Below are 19,232 nucleotides of genomic sequence, written 5' to 3' on the forward strand. Positions count from 1 at the left end.
CATGAACACCAGTGTGATCGATCAAGATGGCGAGGATACAATTGCCCGGATGCGGCGCCTTCAATCGGAGCGGCGTGCCCGGAGCAGCGCGGTGATGGCGGGAGTGCTCTCCGCCTACATCACTACCCCACGCGATAAAATCCTTGAGGCCGAATTGGACGGCCTCATCGATAGCTTTCTGCTCGCACAGCAAGCCGTCGATGACGGCTTGCCCCGGCAGGTTGGACGCCTGCGTGAGGGTCGGGCGCTGACGCTGACGGGACAATCGGGAGCGGGCAAGACCCGAACGCTTGAGCGCCACTTCCTCAAACGGGAAGAATTCAACGGATATGGCGATCGTAATGCGGACTGTATTCTGGTTTCGGTATCAACGCCTTCCCCATGTACATTACGGCTGCTGGGGATGGAGGTGCTGGCAGCGCTCGGATACGAAACCTCCCGTAGGCTCGAGGAAAACGTCGTTTGGGACATGGTGCAAAGCCAATTGGCCTTACGTCAGGTCCGCTTCCTCCACATCGACGAGCTTCAGCATGTCCTTCAGACCCGAAACCCCGTCGAGATCGGCAAGGTTCAGGACACACTGAAGAGATTGATGCAGAATAGAACGTGGCCCGTGTGGCTTATCTTGTCCGGGCTACCGGAGATTGGGCGTTTCTTTGCCGACGACGAGCAGGTGTGGCGCAGGTCACGGCATGTCACCTTCGACGACTTAATCCTTGAAGAGGATGCGTCTCTCGTCTGCCGGCTGATCACATCCTACGCGCAGGACAAGGCCCATCTCTCGACCGACACAGTCATGGGCGACTCGTTCATTGCGCGGCTGCTTCACGCCGCACTCGGCCGATTTGGTATCCTTATCGAGATTATTCAGGACGCGATCCGGGAGGCTCTTCTGCGTGAGAGCGAAGCCCTCACCGTTGAGCATTTCGCCGCGGCATACATGGCCAGGTCAGGCTGCCTACCTGAGGAGAACTTATTCACGGCCGAGAGCCATTGGTGGCTGATCAAGCCTCGCGAGGGCCTCGTGCACAAATATGCTGGCGATGGAGTCAAGGAGGATAGCGAACACTGCGGGCGCAATGAGGGCAAACAACCCAAGCCCCGGGACAGGAGAAATCCATGAGACCATTGCACCCCTCATTGACGCTTCCTCTCAGAAACAAAGAGACTCCAGAAAGCTTCTGCTCCCGTAGCGCTCTGCTGCTGGGCCTTACCGCTCGCGCCTTCAGCCTCGACATGGGGAGACCGTTCCAGAAGATTGTGGATGGAGAACCTGAAGCGCTCGAAGTTTTGGCTCGGAGAACGCATTCGGACTCCAGGCAACTCGCAACGGGCTCAGTCACAAAGATCGGAGAACGCCGTTACACGTTCGAGGGCCAAGCCTTCATTCGCGAGAGCCTGAGCCGCAAGACATTGCGTGTCTGTCCTCGCTGCTTGGTCTGTGACATGGATACTCAGGATGGTCCGTCAGGCACACGCCCATTCGGCAGGACCCTCTGGCTCATTGGCTCGGTCCGCACCTGCCCGGAGCATGGTATCGGTCTCGTTTCGATTTCTGAAGACGGTCATCCGCATCGGGTCCACGACTTCGCCGCTTTGGTGCAGCCAGCTCTGCCGGCTCTTGTGAACCTTGAAGCGAATGCCCCGAGGCGTGCCGTTTCTGCCCTCGAGAACTACGTCATCGCCCGCTGTGCAGCTGGCAGATCGGACAATTTGCCCTTCCTAAGCGCCCTGCCGCTCTATGCGGCGACAAAGGGATGCGAGGTGATCGGAGCGGTCGCACTGCATGGCATCCGGTTCAGGGCTGAGCATCTCTCAAGTGACCAGTGGCATGAGGCGGGAGCTGCCGGGTTCGAGATCGCCTCAGAGGGAGAGGATAGCATCCGTGCCTTCCTCTCTGGCCTCCAGGATCGCTTCATATCAACCAGAAGCGACTGGGGCCCGCGACTGGTTTTCGGCCGCCTCTATGAGTGGCTTGCTCATGAATCGGACGATCCGGCTTTTGATCCACTCCGCGACATAATCAGGCGTCACGTAGTCGAGACGATGCCGGTAGGTCCAGGTGACAACGTGTTCGGGCGCGAGGTAACGGTGCGGCACATCCATTCCGTTCGCTCGGCGTCTTTGGAGACGGGTACCCATCCTAAGCGCCTGCGCAAGCTTCTGCACGCGGCGGGCCACGTTACGTCCGAGGCCATGGCCCTGTCGGACGCGCGGGTTATGTTCGACGCGGAGGCGACACAGGGCTTCCTCGAACGTGTGTCGGAGGCGATGACGCTCAGGGAAGCTGCGGATTATCTCAATGTACCGCGTCCGCACGAGCGCCTGCTGTACGAGGCCGGGTTCATCGTGCCGTTCGTGAGGGGTGGAAACGGCACCCTGAACGATCACGCGTTCGCCAAGCGCGACCTCGATGCCTTCCTGGGGCGTTTGCTGGCGGACGCATCCGACGCGGTTCAAGAGGATGAGGCGCTGTTGCCGATCCCGTCGGCGGCCAAGCGGGCGTCTTGCTCCGCAATGGAGATCGTTCGGCTGCTCCTCGACCGGCAACTAACCCGAGTCCGGCACCGGGACGACGTGCCTGGCTATATGTCGGTCCTGGTCGACCCCGAGGAGGTGAAGCCGTTCGTGCATGGGCAGGCCGAGGGCAGCCTCACCCTTCGCGAGGTCGAACGGCGGCTCGGCACCAGCACTCCGGTAGTCAAAGCCTTGATTGAACAAGGCCACTTGCTATCAAAAATTGAGATAAATCCCGTGAACCGTTGTCCCCGACAAGTTGTGAAGCAAGAAGACCTGGATGCGTTCATAGCCCGCTACGTCACGCTGCATGCGGCTGCGAAGAACGCAGGGGTTCATTTCCTGTGGCTGAAGTCGCGATTGACCTCGGCCGACATCGATCCGGCTTTCCCACCAGAGATCGTGCATGCCACGTTCTACGACCGGAACTCTGTCACGGGGATACGCACATAAGCATTTTCCAAGCCGGCTTGATCACCTGACCGATCAAGCCGACTGACTCTCCAGCAGCCTCGGCACCGCCGGGGCTTTTTTCGTGCCGGTAGCCAAAGACTGCCTCATCATGAGGCGTACTGATGCCTACGAAGGTGAGGCGGTCTAATGCCTTACAACGCCCTTCGCATGAGGCATTTCAAAATATAGAACCCTTGCTTTTCAAGCACTTAGAACAAAGGGCGAGGCATCCTTTGGGGGCGTCTACAGCTTCCAAGGAATGGCCGGGGTGACCCGGCTATTTTCTTTCGTGTGGGCAAAAAGTGCTGCAAAGCAACTTTTAGTACACACTCCTCTACCATAGGCCGCGATCATCGCATAACCATCGACAGAGAAGTTAAAGTACAGGTCTAAGATGACGGCTCTTCTAAGTGATTTACGGACAGAAGTTGGCTCTCTGAGCGATCAAACCGCAACCCTGCTGAAAGGAATCCCTGCTCTTCCGGAGTCAGTCAGAGAAACGGCCATAAGTAATTCCCTGTCAGTAGATGAATCAATCTTACGTTTGACAAAATTTGAGAGTCTAGCAAAAGCATTACTCAATGAAAGCGACGAGAAATTCAACCTTGTGCCGCTTACAAGGATAGCTCAATTACGAGATCGCGTAAAAACACTTGGCACGCACGTTGTTCAGGTCAATTCCCTATTAAACCAACTAACTCAAGCGAGCGGATACGCTCGCTACGATGCATCGAACTTCCATGTGTATGCGATTAACGGAACCGCTTTTGACTTTCACAACCCAATTCGAAATCTCAACAGCCTAACAGAACAATCCTTAGATAGTTATTTTGACGTTGCCCCCATCACGCGGCCCCGCGCTACGTTGAGCTTCGGAGCTGCCTCAAAGGTATTGAAAGATAGTGCAACAGAAGCCACAGAAATTGCACATCAACTAGACTCCGTCCTTACCAATGCAAAGAAAGAATTAGGTCAAGCTAAGATCTATACTGAATCTGCTAATTCCGGGGCAGAGGAGATATCTCGAATTTTAGGAGAGATCGAAAAATCTCGTCGAACTACGGAAGAGAATGAACAGAAGGCAATCGCAGCAGCGACAAAAATCAACAATATTGTATCAGATGCCACTTCACTAGAATCTCAGATAACCGAATATGAGAGTGATTTTAATGCCTTTCAGGCAGCACTAGATCAACGCGAGAAGAACTTCCGAGAAGGAAGCGAAGCCCTTGCAACTCTTAGAGCAGAGCTCTCTGCAAAGGACGCAGAAATTGAAGGGTTAATGTCTAAAGCAAAGGAGATGCTAGGAGGCGCTACCACCGCCGGCCTCTCTCACGCTTATAAATCTCACTTTGAAGACATCGATCTTCAATTGAAGGCAGCCAAGAGAGGATTCCACGGAGCGGTGTTTTTCCTGTTCATTTCCGTTCTAGCTGCAGTAAATCTAAATCAGATAGCTGATTTGATTCATAGTTTTGCAAAATCATCCAACCAGAGCAATATTAGTCAAGCTACGAGTGCAACTACAACAGAGAAAGCATCAGGCCGTGATGCAATATCTTTACCAGCCGCTAGCTCTGCTAATTCTGCAAATCGGCCAAGTACTAGCAACCTCTTACCAACAACGTCGGCTGCGCCGCAGCCGCGCGCCGATGCAGGCGCCGAAGAAACAAATAAATTTAAGGCAGAAGCAGGCCCGCAGAAAGATACAGCATTTAATAACATTATCGATGCATCAACAGGCACGGCTGCAATCCAAGCATTCACGAATATGGCTTCTAGGTTCCTAGTAATTCTACCTGGGCTTCTTCTTATTGGGTTTGCTGCCAAACGCCACTCTGCGCTCTTCCGCCTAAGAGAACAGTATAGCCATAAGTGGGCTATTGCGGCATCGGTGGAGGGCTTCAAAACTCAAGCACCTGCATATCAAGAGCAGATAGCAGCTGCAGTTTTCACGGAGCTGCTAACGAACCCTGGGCACACCTCAACTCAGGACTCCTCTACTAAAAATAACGGTTTCCTTGATCGTTTAATAAAACCTGCCGTGGAAAGAACGCTAGCTAAGATGGGAGCGATTGAAGACAAGTAGAATCAAAGAATATGAGGCTTTAACTTGCCAGCTTCCTCCCTATGCAACACAAATGCATGAACTGCTGAACGCGGTTGGGGAGCACACCATGAACATCCTCGTCGTAGGCGGAACGGGTTTTCTCGGCGGCGCCGTTGCGCGGGATGCGCTGGCGCAGGGGCATGAGGTTGCGATCTTTACCCGGGGGCAGAAAGAGCGGGATGCGGTGCCGGAGGGGATCGAGGTTCTTGTCGGCTATCGGCATCGGGATCTCTCAAGCCTCAAGGACCGCTCGTTCGATCTCGTGGTCGATACCTGTGCGTTTGCGCCCGATGCGGTGGCATCGGTCCTCGATGCCCTGCCCTCGGCCCTAAGCGCGTCGGCGCACTCTGAAGCTTAAGCCCATGCACCTTCTCGCCCTCTCCGGCAGCCTGCGCGCGAGCTCCTTCAACACCATGGCTCTACGCGCGCTGCAAAAGCTCGCGCCGGAGAGGATCGCGCTCACACTGTATGAAGGCATCAGCGCCCTGCCCCATTTCAATCCCGATCTGGAGATGAGCGCCTTGCCGGAGAGTGTCGCTCACTTCCGGCGGCAGGTGGCGGCGGTGGATGGGTTGGTGATTGCCTGTCCCGAATATGCCCATGGCATTCCAGGGGCTTTCAAGAATGCGCTCGACTGGCTCGTCGGCTGCGAGAATTTTCCGGGCAAGCCGGTGATGCTCGYCAATACCTCTCCCCGCGCCTCTCATGCGCAGGCGGCTTTGCGCGAAGTGCTCGCCACCATGTCGGCGCGGCTCGTGCCACAGGCCGATGTGACCATAGACATGCGAAGCGCGGAAGCATCCGATGCGCTGCGCGCCGGGCTGGCGGCGTTCGTCAGCGCCTGCGAAAACCGCGATCTCTCATCATAAGCGCCGTCACGGTCAGACTTGATCCGCCCATCCATGTCTTTGAGCGGGTTTATGCGTGGATGCCTGGATCGTGTCCGGCATGACGGGGAACGGGTTTTTTGCGAGGCGCTACAGCATCGGACCAAAAAGTGGATCTGCATTTTTTGGATCGATCCGATGCTTTCTCTTTGAACCGGAGCATCGTTCGCGCGCAAAACCGGGGCCACTTTTGCGCACGATGCGCTAGAGCCACCGCCGCACGCGCTCACGATACCCGCGATAGGCATCGCCGAACTTGCGTTCGAGATAGGCTTCCTCTCGCGCCACGACGCCGTAGCGGATGACGAGTGCGAAGGGCACCAGCATCACGAGCAGCCAGAGATCGTTGAAAGCGGTGCTTAAAGCCACGAGGCTTAAGAACATACCGAGATAGATGGGATTGCGCGTGAAGCGGTACGGCCCGCTCTCGACGATGGTGGTGGAGGGCCGGTTTGTCGGGACGTTCGATCCGGCGCCGGTCATCGTCCTGATGGCCCAGGCACCCAGCGCCAATGCGGCGACGAATATCAGCGCGCCGATCCAGCCCGCAGGCAGGTCATCCGGCAGGAACGGCAAGGGCACGAGCCAGCGCAGGACAAGCCCGGCGAGAACCGCAAGCCCCCAGGCCAGTGGCGGCCGGATGATGACGTGAGCATGATCCGCCGTGTCGACCATGGCGCCGATCTCTCCTGTCCAAGCCCGCGACGCCCCCTCGCCGCACTGTCACCCCAGGGCTGCGAAGCAGAACCCGGGGTTGATTGACGATCATAGCGCGAAAATATCCCTCTCCCTAGTGAGGGGCAGAGGTAAGGGCATGCCCTGTCCCGATACCGCATACCCTCACCCGCCGCACTGAGGCGCGGAGGACGTCGAGCTGTCATCCCGGAAGGCGGAGCCGATCCGGGATCGGATGCAGGATGAGGCGCATGTTTCCCTCCCCCTTGCGGGGAGGGTCAGGGTGGGGGTCGCAAAGTCAGAGTGCTTCGTGCCATCCAGACACTACAACAGCCCTACGATGTCATGGCCGGGCTTGTCCCGGCCATCCCGATGAGAAGAGCGCAGCGCTCACCATGATCGGGATCACCGGCACAAGGCCGGTGATGACGTGAGCATGGACTGATCTAGTCGCTCGCCCAGCCAGACCACCCCCACCCTGGTCCTCCCCGCAAGGGGTAGGGAATACCGTCGCGCCGCTATGTTCTGCATTTGTTCTTGACAATACTCCTAACCTTGGCTATGGTTGGCACAGCCTGATCCACCGAGGGGCGCGCTCGCGAGGCGTCGTGATTGTGGGGTCGGGCACGGTCTCGTGCATGGGCTGACGCAAGCCTATGTGACGGGAGGCCCAGGCGAGAGGCCGGGTTCAGTTCTGGTCAGAAGCCGCCCGTAATAGAGACGGTGTCCGCTTCCGGCAGTTCGTGAGCCAGCCGCGCTTGTCCGCCTAAAAAAGCCGTGCGCGAGGGGCAGTCCTGCTCTTCCCTCACCTCACATCGAGCCGGATCGCCCTTCGCGCCCTCCCTCGACCATCAAGCCTCGGGCCACAGACGCCGCGAGGATATTCCCGCATGTTCTTTGAGAGCTCGCCCTTCAGCGAAAGCGTCCCCACAGCACGGTGGCGAGCGGCATGACGTGATTGCGCCTGAGCGCGATGATCAGCACGCCGCAAAGGGCTATGCCCGTCCCGAGCGCCATCCTTGTGTCGAAGCGGTCGCCTGTCACCACGATGCCCATCGCCACCGTCAGCAGCGGAGTCATGATCAGCAGAGGGGCGATCAGGTTGGCCGGGTACTTGCCGATCAGGCCGTAATAGATCGTGTGAGCACCGAGCGACACGACAAGGGCGGAAAACAGCAGCGCCGCCACGAACGGCCATCCGGCCTCCATGGACCGCGCGATCTGCCCGGTCTCAAGACCCGTCGTCAGGAGAACGAGAGGCACCACGGAAGCCAGCCCGATCCAGGCCTGAAACTGCAGCGGATGGACGCCCTTGATCTGCTTCATCATCACGGCGGCGAGAGAGCCGGCGGAGGCCCCGAGCAGGATCAGAACGAGGCCGCCCGACAGGGGGAACCCGCTCGACGGATCCCACATGACGAGCATGCCGCCGATGAAGGTGAGCGTGATGCCGAGCCCCCGCCTCCAGTAGATCTTCTCGCCGAGCATGGCGACGGAAAGCAACGTCGTGATCGGCAGACCAAGCTGGCCCACCACCGCGGCACTGGAAGGGCTCGCGGTCCTGATGCCGAGGAAGAACAGGGCGAAACCGCCGCCGCCCATGAGGAAGCCTACCACCAGCATGCGCCATGTCGGCCTCGGTGCAGGCAGCAGCCATGGCAGGGTGACTAGGCCTACGATGCCGAAGCGGATCGCCGCGTAGAACAGCGGCGGGATTTCCATGCCTGAGACGACGAGCTTGCTGACGACTGTATGAGCGGCCCACACGAAGCAGACGAAGAACATCAGGAGGAAATCGCGGAAGGACATGATGTGTGATAACGCAACTTAATGACGTCTCGCAAATGCCGAGAGCGTGGGGCTGGTATGCCACTCCCAGGGGGAACAGCGTCGTATAGGCGTGTTTAAAGCACGTCGGCTTCTCGATATACGGACCTGTGATAATGAAACATTATCATTTCTCGCCTTGATGATTTCCCGGAGGGCTGGCAACAGGTTTCATCGCCCGCATGGGCTTAGGCCTCACCGCGTAACCCTTGCATTCCTTGACATCCGGCCCGGGAAGGCAGAGCCTCGACTGAGCGACAGGCCCTTGCCCTTCCGCCCGCGTTTGCGTCCGCCACATCACCCGCATCGGGAGGTCGTGATGCAGTCCAAACTCCTGGCCGCAGCCTGCGGCTTAAGCTTTCTCTCTTTACTTGGTCCCACCTTCGCGCAAGAACAGCCGCACGCCATGGTCAATCCGGGCGACATCGCTTGGAAAGAAGGGCCTCCGTCATTGCCGAAAGGCTCGCAGATGTCGGTTCTCTATGGCGATCCAACGAAGGACGGCATCTTCGTGATGCGTCTGAAATTCCCGGCCAACTACAAGATCCCGCCTCACACTCACTCGGTCGATGAGATCGTGACCGTGGTCAGCGGCGAGATCAAATTCGGCATGGGGCCGCAATTCGATGCCGCAAAGACGAAAACCCTGACAGCAGGCGCCGTCGCCGCCATGCCGCCGGGCATGCAGCATTACGTCCAGACCAACAAGGAAGCCGTCGTGCAGCTGAGCACGCGCGGCCCCTGGAGCATCGCCTACGTGAACCCGGCGGACGACCCGCGCAAGTCTCAGTAGGCACGGCTCAGGCTTCAGGGCTTTTCAGGCCGGCACGCGGGATTTGTCACGCTGCGCTGCCCGATTGTATTTGTCTCGTGCCCGCCCGGCCGATATGATCCGGCCCATTGCAGATTTCAGCATTCGAAGGACGGCCCTTGTCGGGAAAAACTTCCAGCCTTGCCCACATCTCCCTGCCCGACACAGACCTGCCCCTGCATGAACGCCTGGCCGATGCCATCGAGAGCGCGATCCTGCGCGGCAACCTCAAGGCCGGGCAGAGGCTGCCGACGCATCGCGAGCTTTCCAAAGGCTTCGAGGTCGGCATCGGCACCGTGACGAAGGCCATCGACTCTTTAAGCCGCCGCCGCATCGTGCGTGGCGAGATTGGGCGCGGCACTTTCGTCGAGGACGCGGAGACACCGCAGGTGCAGGGCCCAATCGATCTGAGCATCAACGCCCCCCCACCCGTGATAAAGCCCGATGTGCTAGCCGCCGCCGCCGAGCGAGCCGCCCGTTACGCAGCCTCCCTTCCCCATGGCGGCTATGTGGACCTTACCGGCACGCCCGACCAGCGCGCGACGCTCGCCGCCTGGCTCAACCGCACGCGCCTCGAAGGACTCGACGCAGATGATCTCATCCTCTGCGTCGGCGCCCAGCACGGCATTTTCCTAAGCTTCGCGGACCTCTCCTCCATCACTCCATCGATCGCGACGGAGGCTGCGACCTTTAACGGCGCCATGGTTGCCGCCGAAAATTTAGGTCTCGAGGTTCTTCCCGTCTCGTATGACGAGGAAGGCATGATCCCCGGCGACCTTGATCGCGTGCTGAAACAAGGCGCGTGCAAGGCAATCTACACCACTCCCGTCTGCCACAATCCCCTCGGCTTCGAGACGGGCCTGCAGCGCCGCAAAGACATCCTCGCCGTCTGCCGCAAGCACGGCGCCTTCATCGTCGAGGACGACATCTACGGCTTTTACGGCACGAAGGGGCGCATCACGTACAAGTCGCTCGCGCCGGATCTCGTCTATTTTGTGACAAGCCTGTCCAAGGTTCTCTCGCCGGTCGTTCGCACCGGCATCATTTTACCGCCATCGGAGCGGCGGCCGAAGGTGGCGCTGCGCCTGCGGGCGGAGATCTGGGGAGCATCGTCGCTGGCCATAGGCGTCGGCTGTGCGCTGGTCGAGAGCGAGGCGGATATCCGAGCCGCCGAATTTCTTCGCGCGGAGGCCAAGGAGCGGCTGAAGCTTACGGCCGGCATCATCGGCCTGCCGTCGTTGCCTATGCCCGACGGCTCGCCGCATGTCTGGCTGCCGATACCCCTACTCGCCGCCGAGAAGCTGGCCCGCCGCGCGCGCGAACATGGCGTTCGCCTTACTCCGCCGGATTCCATGGTGGTGGAAGGCTCCAGCGCCGGAGGCATCCGCCTCTGCGTCCTGGCGCCGTCTGGACGTAACGAGCTGGAGCGCGCTCTGCGCACCATCAAAGGCCTCATCGCCAATCCGGATGAAGCGGTGATCTGAAAGCGTATTCGTTAAGCGGCCCTGCCGCCGCGAGCCGGATCCACTTCGCCGAAAAATGCCTTAGAGCATCGTGCGCAAAAGTGGACCCGGTTTTGCGCGCGAACGATGCTCTCCTTCAGAGAGAAAGCATCGGATTCATCCAAAAAGTGCAAATCCACTTTTTGGTCCGATGCCTTAGCGCCGTCCGTAGGTGAAATGACCCTGCTGCCGGATTTGGGATGCGGCGTGAAGCATGGCAGCGTCAGCGGTGCGGGCAAGCGCGCTGCCCAGGCTGATGCGGGCAACGCCGATCCTGGCGAGGTCGGAGGCCGAGACAAGCGGGGCGCTCAGTCCCATCAGCATGTTCACAGGTTTGCTCACAGACTCGCAGACTGCCTGGATGGAACGTAGATCAGGCAGACCGGGCGCATAGAGCACATCGGCCCCGGCCTCGGCATAGGCCTGAAGGCGCGCAATCGTGTCGTCGAGATCTGGGCGTCCGTGCAGAAAGTTCTCCGCGCGGGCAGTCAGCACGAAACCGGTCCCGCTTCCTCTTGCCTCCTCGGCGGCGGCGCGCACGCGCGCAACAGAGAGCTCGAATGGGTAGATCGCCTCATCCGCGTTTCCCGTGGCATCCTCAATGGAACCGCCAGCGAGGCCGACATCGATAGCGAAGTGGATCGTTTCGGAACAACCCGCAGGATCATCCGCGAAACAATTCTCGAGATCAGCCGACACCGGCAGATGCGTCGCCTGCACGATCTGGTAGGCGTTGGCGAGCGTACCCTCGCGCCCCACATGTCCATCTTCAACCCCCAGGGACAGCGCAAGACCGGCGCTCGTGGTGCCTAAGGCTTCGAAGCCGAGCGCCGTCAGCCTTCCGGCGGAGCCCGCATCCCAGGCATTGGCCATGACGAAAGCCCGTCGCTCCTCATGCATTTTGCGAAAGAGCGCAGCCTTCTCCATTTGTGTCGGCATAGTCGAAATCCTTTCAGTACGGTGAGCCGTCCTTGTGGGCGAATATCCAGCCATTCGGCCCGGCGACGGCGAGGAGGTCATCGGCAGGGTAAGTAGCCTCGTCGCCCTTCGTGCGATCTCCGATCTCGAGATAGAGAGCCGGTGCATCCGAGCGGTTTTCGAGGTGATGACTGACGCCGCCGGCCTTGAAGCCTGCGCACATGCCGGCAGTCAGAACGGTTTCCGCATCGCCCGTGACGAGAACCGCCTCTCCTTGGACCACGTAGACGAACTCATCCTGCAAGGTGTGGCGGTGCTGGAGAGCCGAGACGGCTCCGGGCGCGAGCGTCGTGAGGTTCACGCCGAAATTGGACAAACCGAAGAGATCACCGAGGGGCCGCTTGGTCCGCCCATTCATGCGCGAGGCAAACGGCTCCGGGTAATTGGAAAGCTTCACGCGCGGAGGCGCGTCGATAGCCTTGACGGCTATGGGATAATCCATGTGTGTCTCCTTGATTTCACAATCCGCCAGATACGCGCAGAACTGCGCCGGTCACATAAGACGCTTCAGTGTACAGAAGCCACAGCACCGCATTGGCGATCTTGTCCGCTTGCCCGATCCGCCCCATAGGCACGCGTGAAACGACGCGAGCGGGACGCTCGGGCTCTCCCGCGGCCGCATGGATATCCGTGTAGATCGTACCTGGAGCGACCGCGTTGATGCGTATGCTGGATGGGGCGACTTCTTTGGCAAGGCCGATGGTGAAGGTTTCAACGGCGGCCTTGCTCGCGGCGTAATGAACGTATTCGTTCGGCGCTCCCAGGGTCGAGGCGATGGAGGAGATGTTGACCATTCGCCCAGCCATGCCCGCATCGCCCCAACGGCGGATGGCCTCCTGCGCCATCACCATCGTGCCGAGGACATTGTGTCCGGGATTTTGCGCATCGTCGTATGATCGGCATCGCGGAAGAGGCCGATACGGCCCGTGATGCCCGCATTGTTCACCAGCGCCGTGCATGGCCCGAAGGTGGCCTCGGCCTCATCGAAGAAAGTCTGCGCGAAGGCGGCATCGGCAACATCGCCGCGAATGGCATAAGCCTCGTGCCCGGCATTCTTCAGCTCATTGACGAGCTGCCCGGCGGCCTCATTGTCCCGCAGATAACTGAAGCAGACGGCATACCCCCTGGAAGCCGCCGCGCGAACAATGGCGGCTCCGATCCCTCTTCCGCCGCCCGTCACCAATACGACATCGCGCATGATCGATACCCTCCCTATCACCCATGGCCAACCGTCACGATCATAAAGGTCGAGGACGAACTGCTGTGCAAGGCGACTGCATCATAGATACAATGACGATACAATTGTTAAATCATGCATACAAAAAGCAAGATCATCCAATACGAAGACTCAGGCGGAAGCTCTTGACGCCCTGAAGGGCGAGCAGCCGAGTCGGAGGCAAGCTCGAAAGATAGCCTAACTCCACAAGCACGCGGTTAGCCATGTTTTAACCAAGCCGTCTTTTAATGGGCGAAGACTGAAATTGCCTTTTCGCGCGCGGCGGCCCTTGGCGCACAAGGGTTTGCTCTCGTCTCCAGGGACGGGGCATGCCGGGCGCAGTTCAAATTGTTGCGTAGAGAACCGCCATGGCGCACCGCTATACCTCCTCTCCCCGTCATGTCCCGCGCCGCAGCCGGCGCAGTCTCTTCACGACATCTCTGCTCGTGGCGGTCTCGCTGAGCCCTGTGGCTTATTTCGCGGATCTGAAGGACAAAGCCCCGACGCCGGAGGCGGTGGCTTCCTTGACACCGGCGCCGCTGCAGAAGCGCACTCCTCAAGTCGTCGCGGAAACGCCTCAGCCGGCAAGCCTCTCGCCCCTCTTCGACCCGGCGCCCGCCCTGAAGCTTCAGACCTTCAAGCTGGCTCATCATGCACCATCGCCGACCGCCTTCAGCATCCTCGGCACGCCGAAGGCCGGAATGGATCATGACATTGCCGCCATTCCCCAGAAGCAGCCCGAGGAAACGCAGACGGCGGAAGTTATCGCGATTGCGCCGCTGCCGGTTCCACGCCCACCTGAGTTCCGCTACCAAAAGCCGGCTGAGCCGCGCCAGGTGGCAAGCGCGGATGTCCCTGCCCCCAAAAGGAGTGTCGCTCAGTCCGAGCCTGCGCCACCGAGCGCGCCGTCGGACGACCGGTCCTTCTTCGAGAAGATGTTCGGCGTCAAACCAGCCTCCCCGCCCGGTAACGCGTTGAGCTATGCGGCTCTGGACAGGGGAACGGGAAGCATCAATCCTACCGCGCGCTTCGGCTCGGCCTTCGCGCCTGAGCCTGGAACGGCCGTCTATGACATCTCGGCGAAGATCGTCTACATGCCCAACGGCGAGAAGCTGGAGGCTCATTCGGGCCTCGGCGACAAGATGGACGATCCGCGCCACGTGAATGTGCGCATGAAAGGCGCGACACCGCCCGGAACTTACGTTCTCACCGAACGCGAAGCCCTGTTCCATGGCGTGCGCGCCATCCGCATGAACCCGGTCGGCGGCAGCGCGTCGATCTACGGACGCGACGGCATCCTGGCGCATACCTACATGCTAGGGCCGCGTGGCGACTCGAATGGCTGCGTGTCGTTCAAGGATTACAACAAGTTCCTGCAGGCCTTCCTGCGCGGCGAGGTGAAGCGCATGGTCGTGACGGCCGGGCGTGGGCAGGATCTCCTGCCTCCCATCGTGAACAACCGCACGGGACGTTCCGCGCGGAACACATAGAGCATCGTGCAAAAAAGTGGATCCGGTTTTTGCAGGAACGATGTTCTCATTGAAGGAGAAAGCATCGGGTCTATCCCAGAAGTGCAAATCCACTTTTAGGTCCGATGCTATAGAGCATTTTTCGGCGAAGCGTCTCCGCTCCGCCGTCAATTTCACCTGGCGAGTTCCTGGCCGATTTCTGTGCGGTTACGCCCCTCCGTCTTCGCGCTGTAGAGGGCGCGGTCGGCGCGGCGAAGAATGGAGCTGCGGGTCTCGCCAGGCAGAGCCTCCGTCAGGCCCGCACTGAAGGTGTAGGCCAGTTTTATGCCCTCCTCGTCGAGCAGGGCCACCGGGAAGTCCTCACGGATCCCGTTGATCAGGTCCAGGGCATCTTCAAGCTTCGTCTCGGGGAGAAGCAGCAGGAACTCCTCGCCGCCCATCCGACCCAGACAATCCTGAGTCCGCATTCTCTCGGTACAGAAATGGGCGAAGTGCCGGAGCACCGTGTCGCCTGCATCGTGACCATAGGCATCGTTGATAGTCTTGAAGAGGTCGATGTCGATTGAGGCCATGCAGAGCCCGCAGCCTGTATCCTCATGGACCCCAAGCGCATCGTCAAGCAGTTCCAGAATGTAGCGCCGGTTCGCCAAGCCCGTAAGCTGATCCGTACGCGAGGCCTCGAGGGCTGCCTCGTGGGCCTGCCGCAAGGTCTTCTCATTATGCTTGAGCGCGGTAATGTCGGTTGCCACCGTCAGCACCCAGCCATTGGGAAGCACCGTATGCTCGCACCAGAACCACCGGCCGTCCATGAAATCGGATTCGAAGGACTTGCGCGGCATGCTTCGCCGCCGGGGAAGCGTGCGGGCGATGAGGGCTTCCACATCGTCACCATCGATACGCACACCAATCCCTTTCTTCGCTCCGTAGCGAAGGATTTCGGTGAAAGTGAAAGGGCCTTTGAAGTCGCCTAGGAACATGCCCGCATAGGCCACGTTCGCGAAGCGGAGATTGTCCTCGGAGTCGTAGATGGAAACCGCCTGCCCGCTTTGGCCGAGCGCCTCCACGAGGCAGCTTAGGGTCTCATCCTTGAGATCTGAAACAAAATGGGTCATCGGGGCCAGAAACGACTGAACCCTATTACCATAAAGGACATCTTCCCTTAGGGCAAAGGACAGGATGTCCCCGCTCATAAAGCTCAAAAATAAGGTATTCAGGCCGATCCTCTCAATCATCGTGCGGATGACGAGGCTTAGCCGTCATGGCAGCCATGCTTGGCGCCGGCCTTTCATCAGGCAAACGGGCCGCTTAACTGAGTGAGGAGGCCGAGGCTCGAAGATTCCCAGAGGCCTTACGGAGATCCTATGACCGACCTGTCCGCCTTTCCCATCACTCGCCGCTGGCCCGCCAGCCATCCGGGCCGCATCCAGCTCTATTCCCTGCCGACCCCGAACGGGGTGAAGGCCTCCATCATGCTTGAGGAGACCGGGCTGCCTTATGAGCCGCATGCGATCAATATCGGCCAGAACGAAACCTGGACGCCCGAATTCCTGTTGCTCAACCCCAACGGCAAGATTCCGGCAATCATCGATCCCAATGGCCCTGATGGAAAACCGTTGGCCTTGTTCGAGTCAGGGGCGATCCTGCTCTACCTTGCGGAGAAGACGGGCAAATTCCTGCCGAAGGACCCGGCGCAGCGTTACGAGACCATTCAGTGGGTGTTCTTCCAGATGGCCGCGGTCGGCCCCATGTTCGGCCAGCTCGGCTTTTTCCATAAATTTGCCGGACGGGAGATCGAGGACAAGCGCCCGCTCGAGCGCTACCGCGCCGAGTCGAAGCGCCTTCTCGGCGTATTGGAAACGCGCCTCGAAGGGCGTCAGTGGATCATGGGCGACGAATACACCATCGCCGATATCTCTCTGCTGGGATGGGTGCGCAACCTTATCGGCTTCTACGGGGCGGGTGAACTGGTGGAATACGACACGCTGAAGAACGTACCCGCCTGGCTCGAACGTGGTCTTGCCCGCCCTGCCGTACAGCGCGGACTTGAAATTCCGCAGCGGCCGTGAGCCTCACGCCCCAAAAACAACATAGATTTATCCGATATGTATTCCTCCGTCCGGCGAGTGCGCCGGACGGCCTGCCTCAAAGAGGCCTGCGATGCGTCGCCCCACCAGAGAGCGGCCCGGCATCTGACACATCTCTGTCATGGCTTCGTCCGCTTCCTTAAGCGTGCGTTTCGATGAAGCTTCGCGGCCCTAGCCAAGAACCGTCTCAACCCACTTGTTTGCGTTCCAATGATTTAACGCCACCCTTTACATTTTTGCGAGGAACCATGCCTACGAATAGACGATTCAACCAAACTCCGCCCGACAAGGCGAACGAGCTCTTCGAGAAAATTCTCGCCACATCGGAGTCCGCCCTCAAGACCCGCGAGCGCCTGTTTGCGGAGCTAAAGGAAGAATTGCAACTTCTCGCCAACCTTCAGGAAGAACATCTCTTCCCGGTTCTCACAGGCAGCGGAATGCAGGACCTCGTGGATGCTGCAACGAGTGACAACGAGAAAACCGTGGCGCTCCTCGTCGAGATCGAGAGCATGCCCAAGAACTCCGGGGAGTTTTTGACACGGATCGGTGAACTGGAAAAAATCTTCCAGCAGCATATTCGCGACGATAAGAAGGAGCTGATCCCCGCCGTGCTCGAAGTGCTCAGCAAAGAAGAGGCCGAAGCCGTCGTGGAGAAGGTGGAGGACGAAATGGCTAGCATCGGCGAGATCAAGCGGATCGACTCGCGCCGGGCGCAGCAACAGACGGAAGCCATTCGCAAGGTTACGGATGAAGTGGCCGATACGATGCGTGTCAGCGCCGAGAGCACCCGAAACGTCGTCCAGACCATGCAGGAGGCCCTCCAGAACAGCTTCTACGCCTTCTCGGAACTGACCCGCTACTCGACGGGACGAAACATGCAGATGCTTTCGCAACCCAACGGGGAAACCCGGGACCTGACCGAGGAAGCGACACAGAACATGCGTGCCGCAATGCTTTCCGGCACCGTCGTCGCGCGCGGTCTCCAGGATGTTTCCCGCGAATGCTTCGAGCTGAGTCAAAAGCGGATGCAGCGCAATCTCGATGGGCTCAACGATCTTGTCCGTTGCCGCTCAATGGCGGACCTCCTGGCCATTCAAAGCTCCCTCATCCGGGACAATGTGGAGCAGACCGTCAACAACAGCCGCCGCATCGCAGAACTCGCGATCCAGATGGCGGATGAGGCAACCCGCAATATGACGGTTCAGGTGGACAGCGTTGAAAGATCCACTCAGAAATCGACCAAGGCTGCGTGAGATCAACCTATCGGACCTGCTCCCGGCTTACGAGCCAGGAGTATTTGCGGAACCACCCCACGTGCCCCGTGTTCAGCCCTTCTGATCTTTCAAATTCAGGAGCGCATCATGGGGTGCGCGCCGCTGGGTCGCGCTTGCGTCAATCGCATGGGCAATCGTCCTTATCTTCTTCGCCCTGCACTCGACTTATAATGCTCAAGATACTGCGCCGGGGCGGGTAGAAAGCCAGGAGACGACGGGTACGATCCCTTCAAATCCGGATACGGCCAATCCAGATGCCGCGCGGCCCAAACAGCCTTAACCGAGAAGGTTGCGCAGGGTGCGCATGAACACCCTTGAACCGATGGCGATCAGCTCATCGGGAAAATCGTAATCCGGGTTGTGAAGGCTTGGATGCCGCTCGCCTGCACCCAGGAAGAACATGGCAGCAGGAGCCTTCGCACCGAGATTTCCGAAATCCTCGGAGGGACGCATGGGCAGATCGCCCCGATCATGGGGCACGCCTTCAGTATCGAGCGCCCGTCTCAGCTGCTCCACTGCTTCCCGTGCATTCTCGCAGTGGCGGAAGATGTCGTCATAGGTGATTTCGAGAGCAAGCCCGTGCTCCCGCGCGGCATCCTTCGCCAAGCCTTCGGCCCTGGCGACGAGATCGTCCATGCCGGCATCCGTCATTGTCCGCAGGGTCGCCCAGATTTCACCATGGGCCGGAGCGATGCCGAAGGCGGCCTCCCCCAACCTGGCATGGGTCACCGTCACCATGGCGAATGTCTCGTCCATCGGGCCGAAGCTGCCGAGCGCCGTCAGCGCCGGTAACAGGCGCGCCATGGCATTGGCCGGTGAGAGGCCGGTTTCAGGCATGGAGGCATGGGCGGTCTTGCCGGTCAGCGTGATGCGCATTCCTCGCGACGCGCAGCTGACCGGCCCTTCGATGAGCGCGACTTTGCCGAGCTTCATGCCCGGCAGATTGTGAAGCGCGAAGACGAAATCGGGCTGGATTTCGGAGAATTTCGGATCGGCAACAACGGCTTCGGCTCCCGAACCGTCCTCCTCGGCAGGCTGGAACAGCAGGATTACGCGCCCGCGCTGCGGACGTTCGCGGCCGAGGCCGCGAGCCAATGCCGCGAGGATCGCCATGTGTCCGTCATGACCGCATAGATGGGCCTTACCAGGGACGGACGAACGGTGGGAAGCGTTGGAGATTTCCTCGATCGGCAAGGCATCGAGCTCTGCCCGGAACATAACTGTCGGTCCGGGCTCGCTTCCCGCGAAGATACCGGCAACCCCATGTCCACCGAGGCCGGAGATGATGCTGTCGGCGCAATTGGCCTTCAGGAAAGCCTGGACCTTGCGAGCCGTCTCGGCTTCCTCCCGGGATACCTCCGGAACGCGGTGCAATTCGCGCCGCCATTCGGTGAGATCCACCACATCCTGGTTGGTCAAAAACATGATT

General features: G+C 59.6%; 18 protein-coding genes. 10 read left to right on the forward strand and 8 right to left on the reverse strand.

From position 1 onward, the window contains the following. Position 1: 1 nt before the first annotated feature. From AB4Y85_RS16230 to AB4Y85_RS16250, 5 genes are all read left to right on the forward strand, one after another. Positions 2–1,123 (forward strand): ATP-binding protein, encoded by a 1,122-nt coding sequence (locus tag AB4Y85_RS16230; protein ID WP_441985955.1) that lies wholly within the window; start codon positions 2–4, stop codon positions 1,121–1,123. Then, a complete protein-coding gene (locus tag AB4Y85_RS16235) occupies positions 1,120–2,970 on the forward strand; it encodes a TniQ family protein (protein ID WP_441985956.1) in 1,851 nt (616 codons plus the stop codon). The genes AB4Y85_RS16230 and AB4Y85_RS16235 overlap by 4 nt, the downstream gene beginning before the upstream one ends. Before the next feature lie 394 nt (positions 2,971–3,364). Then, positions 3,365–5,059, forward strand: coding sequence for a hypothetical protein (locus tag AB4Y85_RS16240; protein WP_441985957.1), 1,695 nt, complete (start codon positions 3,365–3,367; stop codon positions 5,057–5,059). Positions 5,060–5,147: 88 nt separating this feature from the next. Then, positions 5,148–5,438, forward strand: a complete 291-nt coding sequence (locus AB4Y85_RS16245) for an NAD-dependent epimerase/dehydratase family protein (RefSeq protein ID WP_441985958.1) — start codon at positions 5,148–5,150, stop codon at positions 5,436–5,438. Positions 5,439–5,442: 4 nt separating this feature from the next. Then, on the forward strand, positions 5,443–5,949 hold the full coding sequence (locus AB4Y85_RS16250) for an NADPH-dependent FMN reductase (protein WP_441985959.1): 507 nt from the start codon (positions 5,443–5,445) through the stop codon (positions 5,947–5,949). Positions 5,950–6,171: 222 nt separating this feature from the next. Here the strand turns inward: AB4Y85_RS16250 and AB4Y85_RS16255 are convergent, their stop codons facing one another. Beyond that, complete coding sequence (locus AB4Y85_RS16255) at positions 6,172–6,642, reverse strand: methyltransferase family protein (protein ID WP_441985960.1); 471 nt, start codon at positions 6,640–6,642, stop codon at positions 6,172–6,174. 912 nt (positions 6,643–7,554) lie between these two features. After that, positions 7,555–8,451, reverse strand: a complete 897-nt coding sequence (locus tag AB4Y85_RS16260) for a DMT family transporter (RefSeq protein WP_441985961.1) — start codon at positions 8,449–8,451, stop codon at positions 7,555–7,557. A 337-nt stretch (positions 8,452–8,788) separates the two neighbouring features. Here AB4Y85_RS16260 and AB4Y85_RS16265 point away from each other — a divergent pair, with 337 nt between their 5' ends. After that, on the forward strand, positions 8,789–9,262 hold the full coding sequence (locus tag AB4Y85_RS16265) for a cupin domain-containing protein (RefSeq protein ID WP_441985962.1): 474 nt from the start codon (positions 8,789–8,791) through the stop codon (positions 9,260–9,262). A 137-nt stretch (positions 9,263–9,399) separates the two neighbouring features. Further along, positions 9,400–10,764 (forward strand): aminotransferase-like domain-containing protein, encoded by a 1,365-nt coding sequence (locus AB4Y85_RS16270; protein WP_441985963.1) that lies wholly within the window; start codon positions 9,400–9,402, stop codon positions 10,762–10,764. A gap of 174 nt (positions 10,765–10,938) precedes the next feature. Here the strand turns inward: AB4Y85_RS16270 and AB4Y85_RS16275 are convergent, their stop codons facing one another. Genes AB4Y85_RS16275 through AB4Y85_RS16290 form a run of 4 tightly spaced genes read right to left on the reverse strand, consistent with a single transcriptional unit; the run spans position 10,939 to position 12,958 of the window. Continuing rightward, a complete protein-coding gene (locus AB4Y85_RS16275) occupies positions 10,939–11,721 on the reverse strand; it encodes an isocitrate lyase/PEP mutase family protein (protein ID WP_441985964.1) in 783 nt (260 codons plus the stop codon). A 13-nt stretch (positions 11,722–11,734) separates the two neighbouring features. Continuing rightward, positions 11,735–12,202: a cupin domain-containing protein gene (locus tag AB4Y85_RS16280; RefSeq protein ID WP_441985965.1), complete on the reverse strand. Its 468-nt coding sequence runs from the start codon at positions 12,200–12,202 to the stop codon at positions 11,735–11,737. 16 nt (positions 12,203–12,218) lie between these two features. Further along, positions 12,219–12,605 carry an SDR family oxidoreductase gene (locus AB4Y85_RS16285; RefSeq protein WP_441985966.1) on the reverse strand — a complete coding sequence of 129 codons (387 nt, stop codon included), beginning with the start codon at positions 12,603–12,605 and terminating at the stop codon, positions 12,219–12,221. After that, positions 12,605–12,958: an SDR family NAD(P)-dependent oxidoreductase gene (locus AB4Y85_RS16290; RefSeq protein ID WP_441985967.1), complete on the reverse strand. Its 354-nt coding sequence runs from the start codon at positions 12,956–12,958 to the stop codon at positions 12,605–12,607. The genes AB4Y85_RS16285 and AB4Y85_RS16290 overlap by 1 nt, the downstream gene beginning before the upstream one ends. 386 nt (positions 12,959–13,344) lie before the next feature. Here AB4Y85_RS16290 and AB4Y85_RS16295 point away from each other — a divergent pair, with 386 nt between their 5' ends. Continuing rightward, positions 13,345–14,466: a tlde1 domain-containing protein gene (locus AB4Y85_RS16295; RefSeq protein ID WP_441985968.1), complete on the forward strand. Its 1,122-nt coding sequence runs from the start codon at positions 13,345–13,347 to the stop codon at positions 14,464–14,466. 152 nt (positions 14,467–14,618) lie between these two features. Here AB4Y85_RS16295 and AB4Y85_RS16300 read toward each other — a convergent pair whose 3' ends face one another. After that, positions 14,619–15,557: a diguanylate cyclase gene (locus tag AB4Y85_RS16300; RefSeq protein WP_441985969.1), complete on the reverse strand. Its 939-nt coding sequence runs from the start codon at positions 15,555–15,557 to the stop codon at positions 14,619–14,621. 249 nt (positions 15,558–15,806) lie between these two features. On the opposite strand from AB4Y85_RS16300, the gene AB4Y85_RS16305 reads away from it, so the two are divergent. Both AB4Y85_RS16305 and AB4Y85_RS16310 read left to right on the forward strand, forming a co-directional pair. Beyond that, a complete protein-coding gene (locus AB4Y85_RS16305; RefSeq protein WP_441985970.1) occupies positions 15,807–16,511 on the forward strand; it encodes a glutathione S-transferase N-terminal domain-containing protein in 705 nt (234 codons plus the stop codon). Positions 16,512–16,777: 266 nt separating this feature from the next. Further along, positions 16,778–17,782, forward strand: coding sequence for a phasin family protein (locus tag AB4Y85_RS16310; protein ID WP_441985971.1), 1,005 nt, complete (start codon positions 16,778–16,780; stop codon positions 17,780–17,782). Between the two features lie 297 nt (positions 17,783–18,079). Here AB4Y85_RS16310 and AB4Y85_RS16315 read toward each other — a convergent pair whose 3' ends face one another. After that, positions 18,080–19,228, reverse strand: coding sequence for an amidohydrolase (locus tag AB4Y85_RS16315; RefSeq protein WP_441985972.1), 1,149 nt, complete (start codon positions 19,226–19,228; stop codon positions 18,080–18,082). Positions 19,229–19,232 lie beyond the last annotated feature (4 nt).

It is taken from the genome of Microvirga sp. 2YAF29 (genome assembly GCF_052114605.1).
Taxonomy (GTDB): domain Bacteria; phylum Pseudomonadota; class Alphaproteobacteria; order Rhizobiales; family Beijerinckiaceae; genus Microvirga.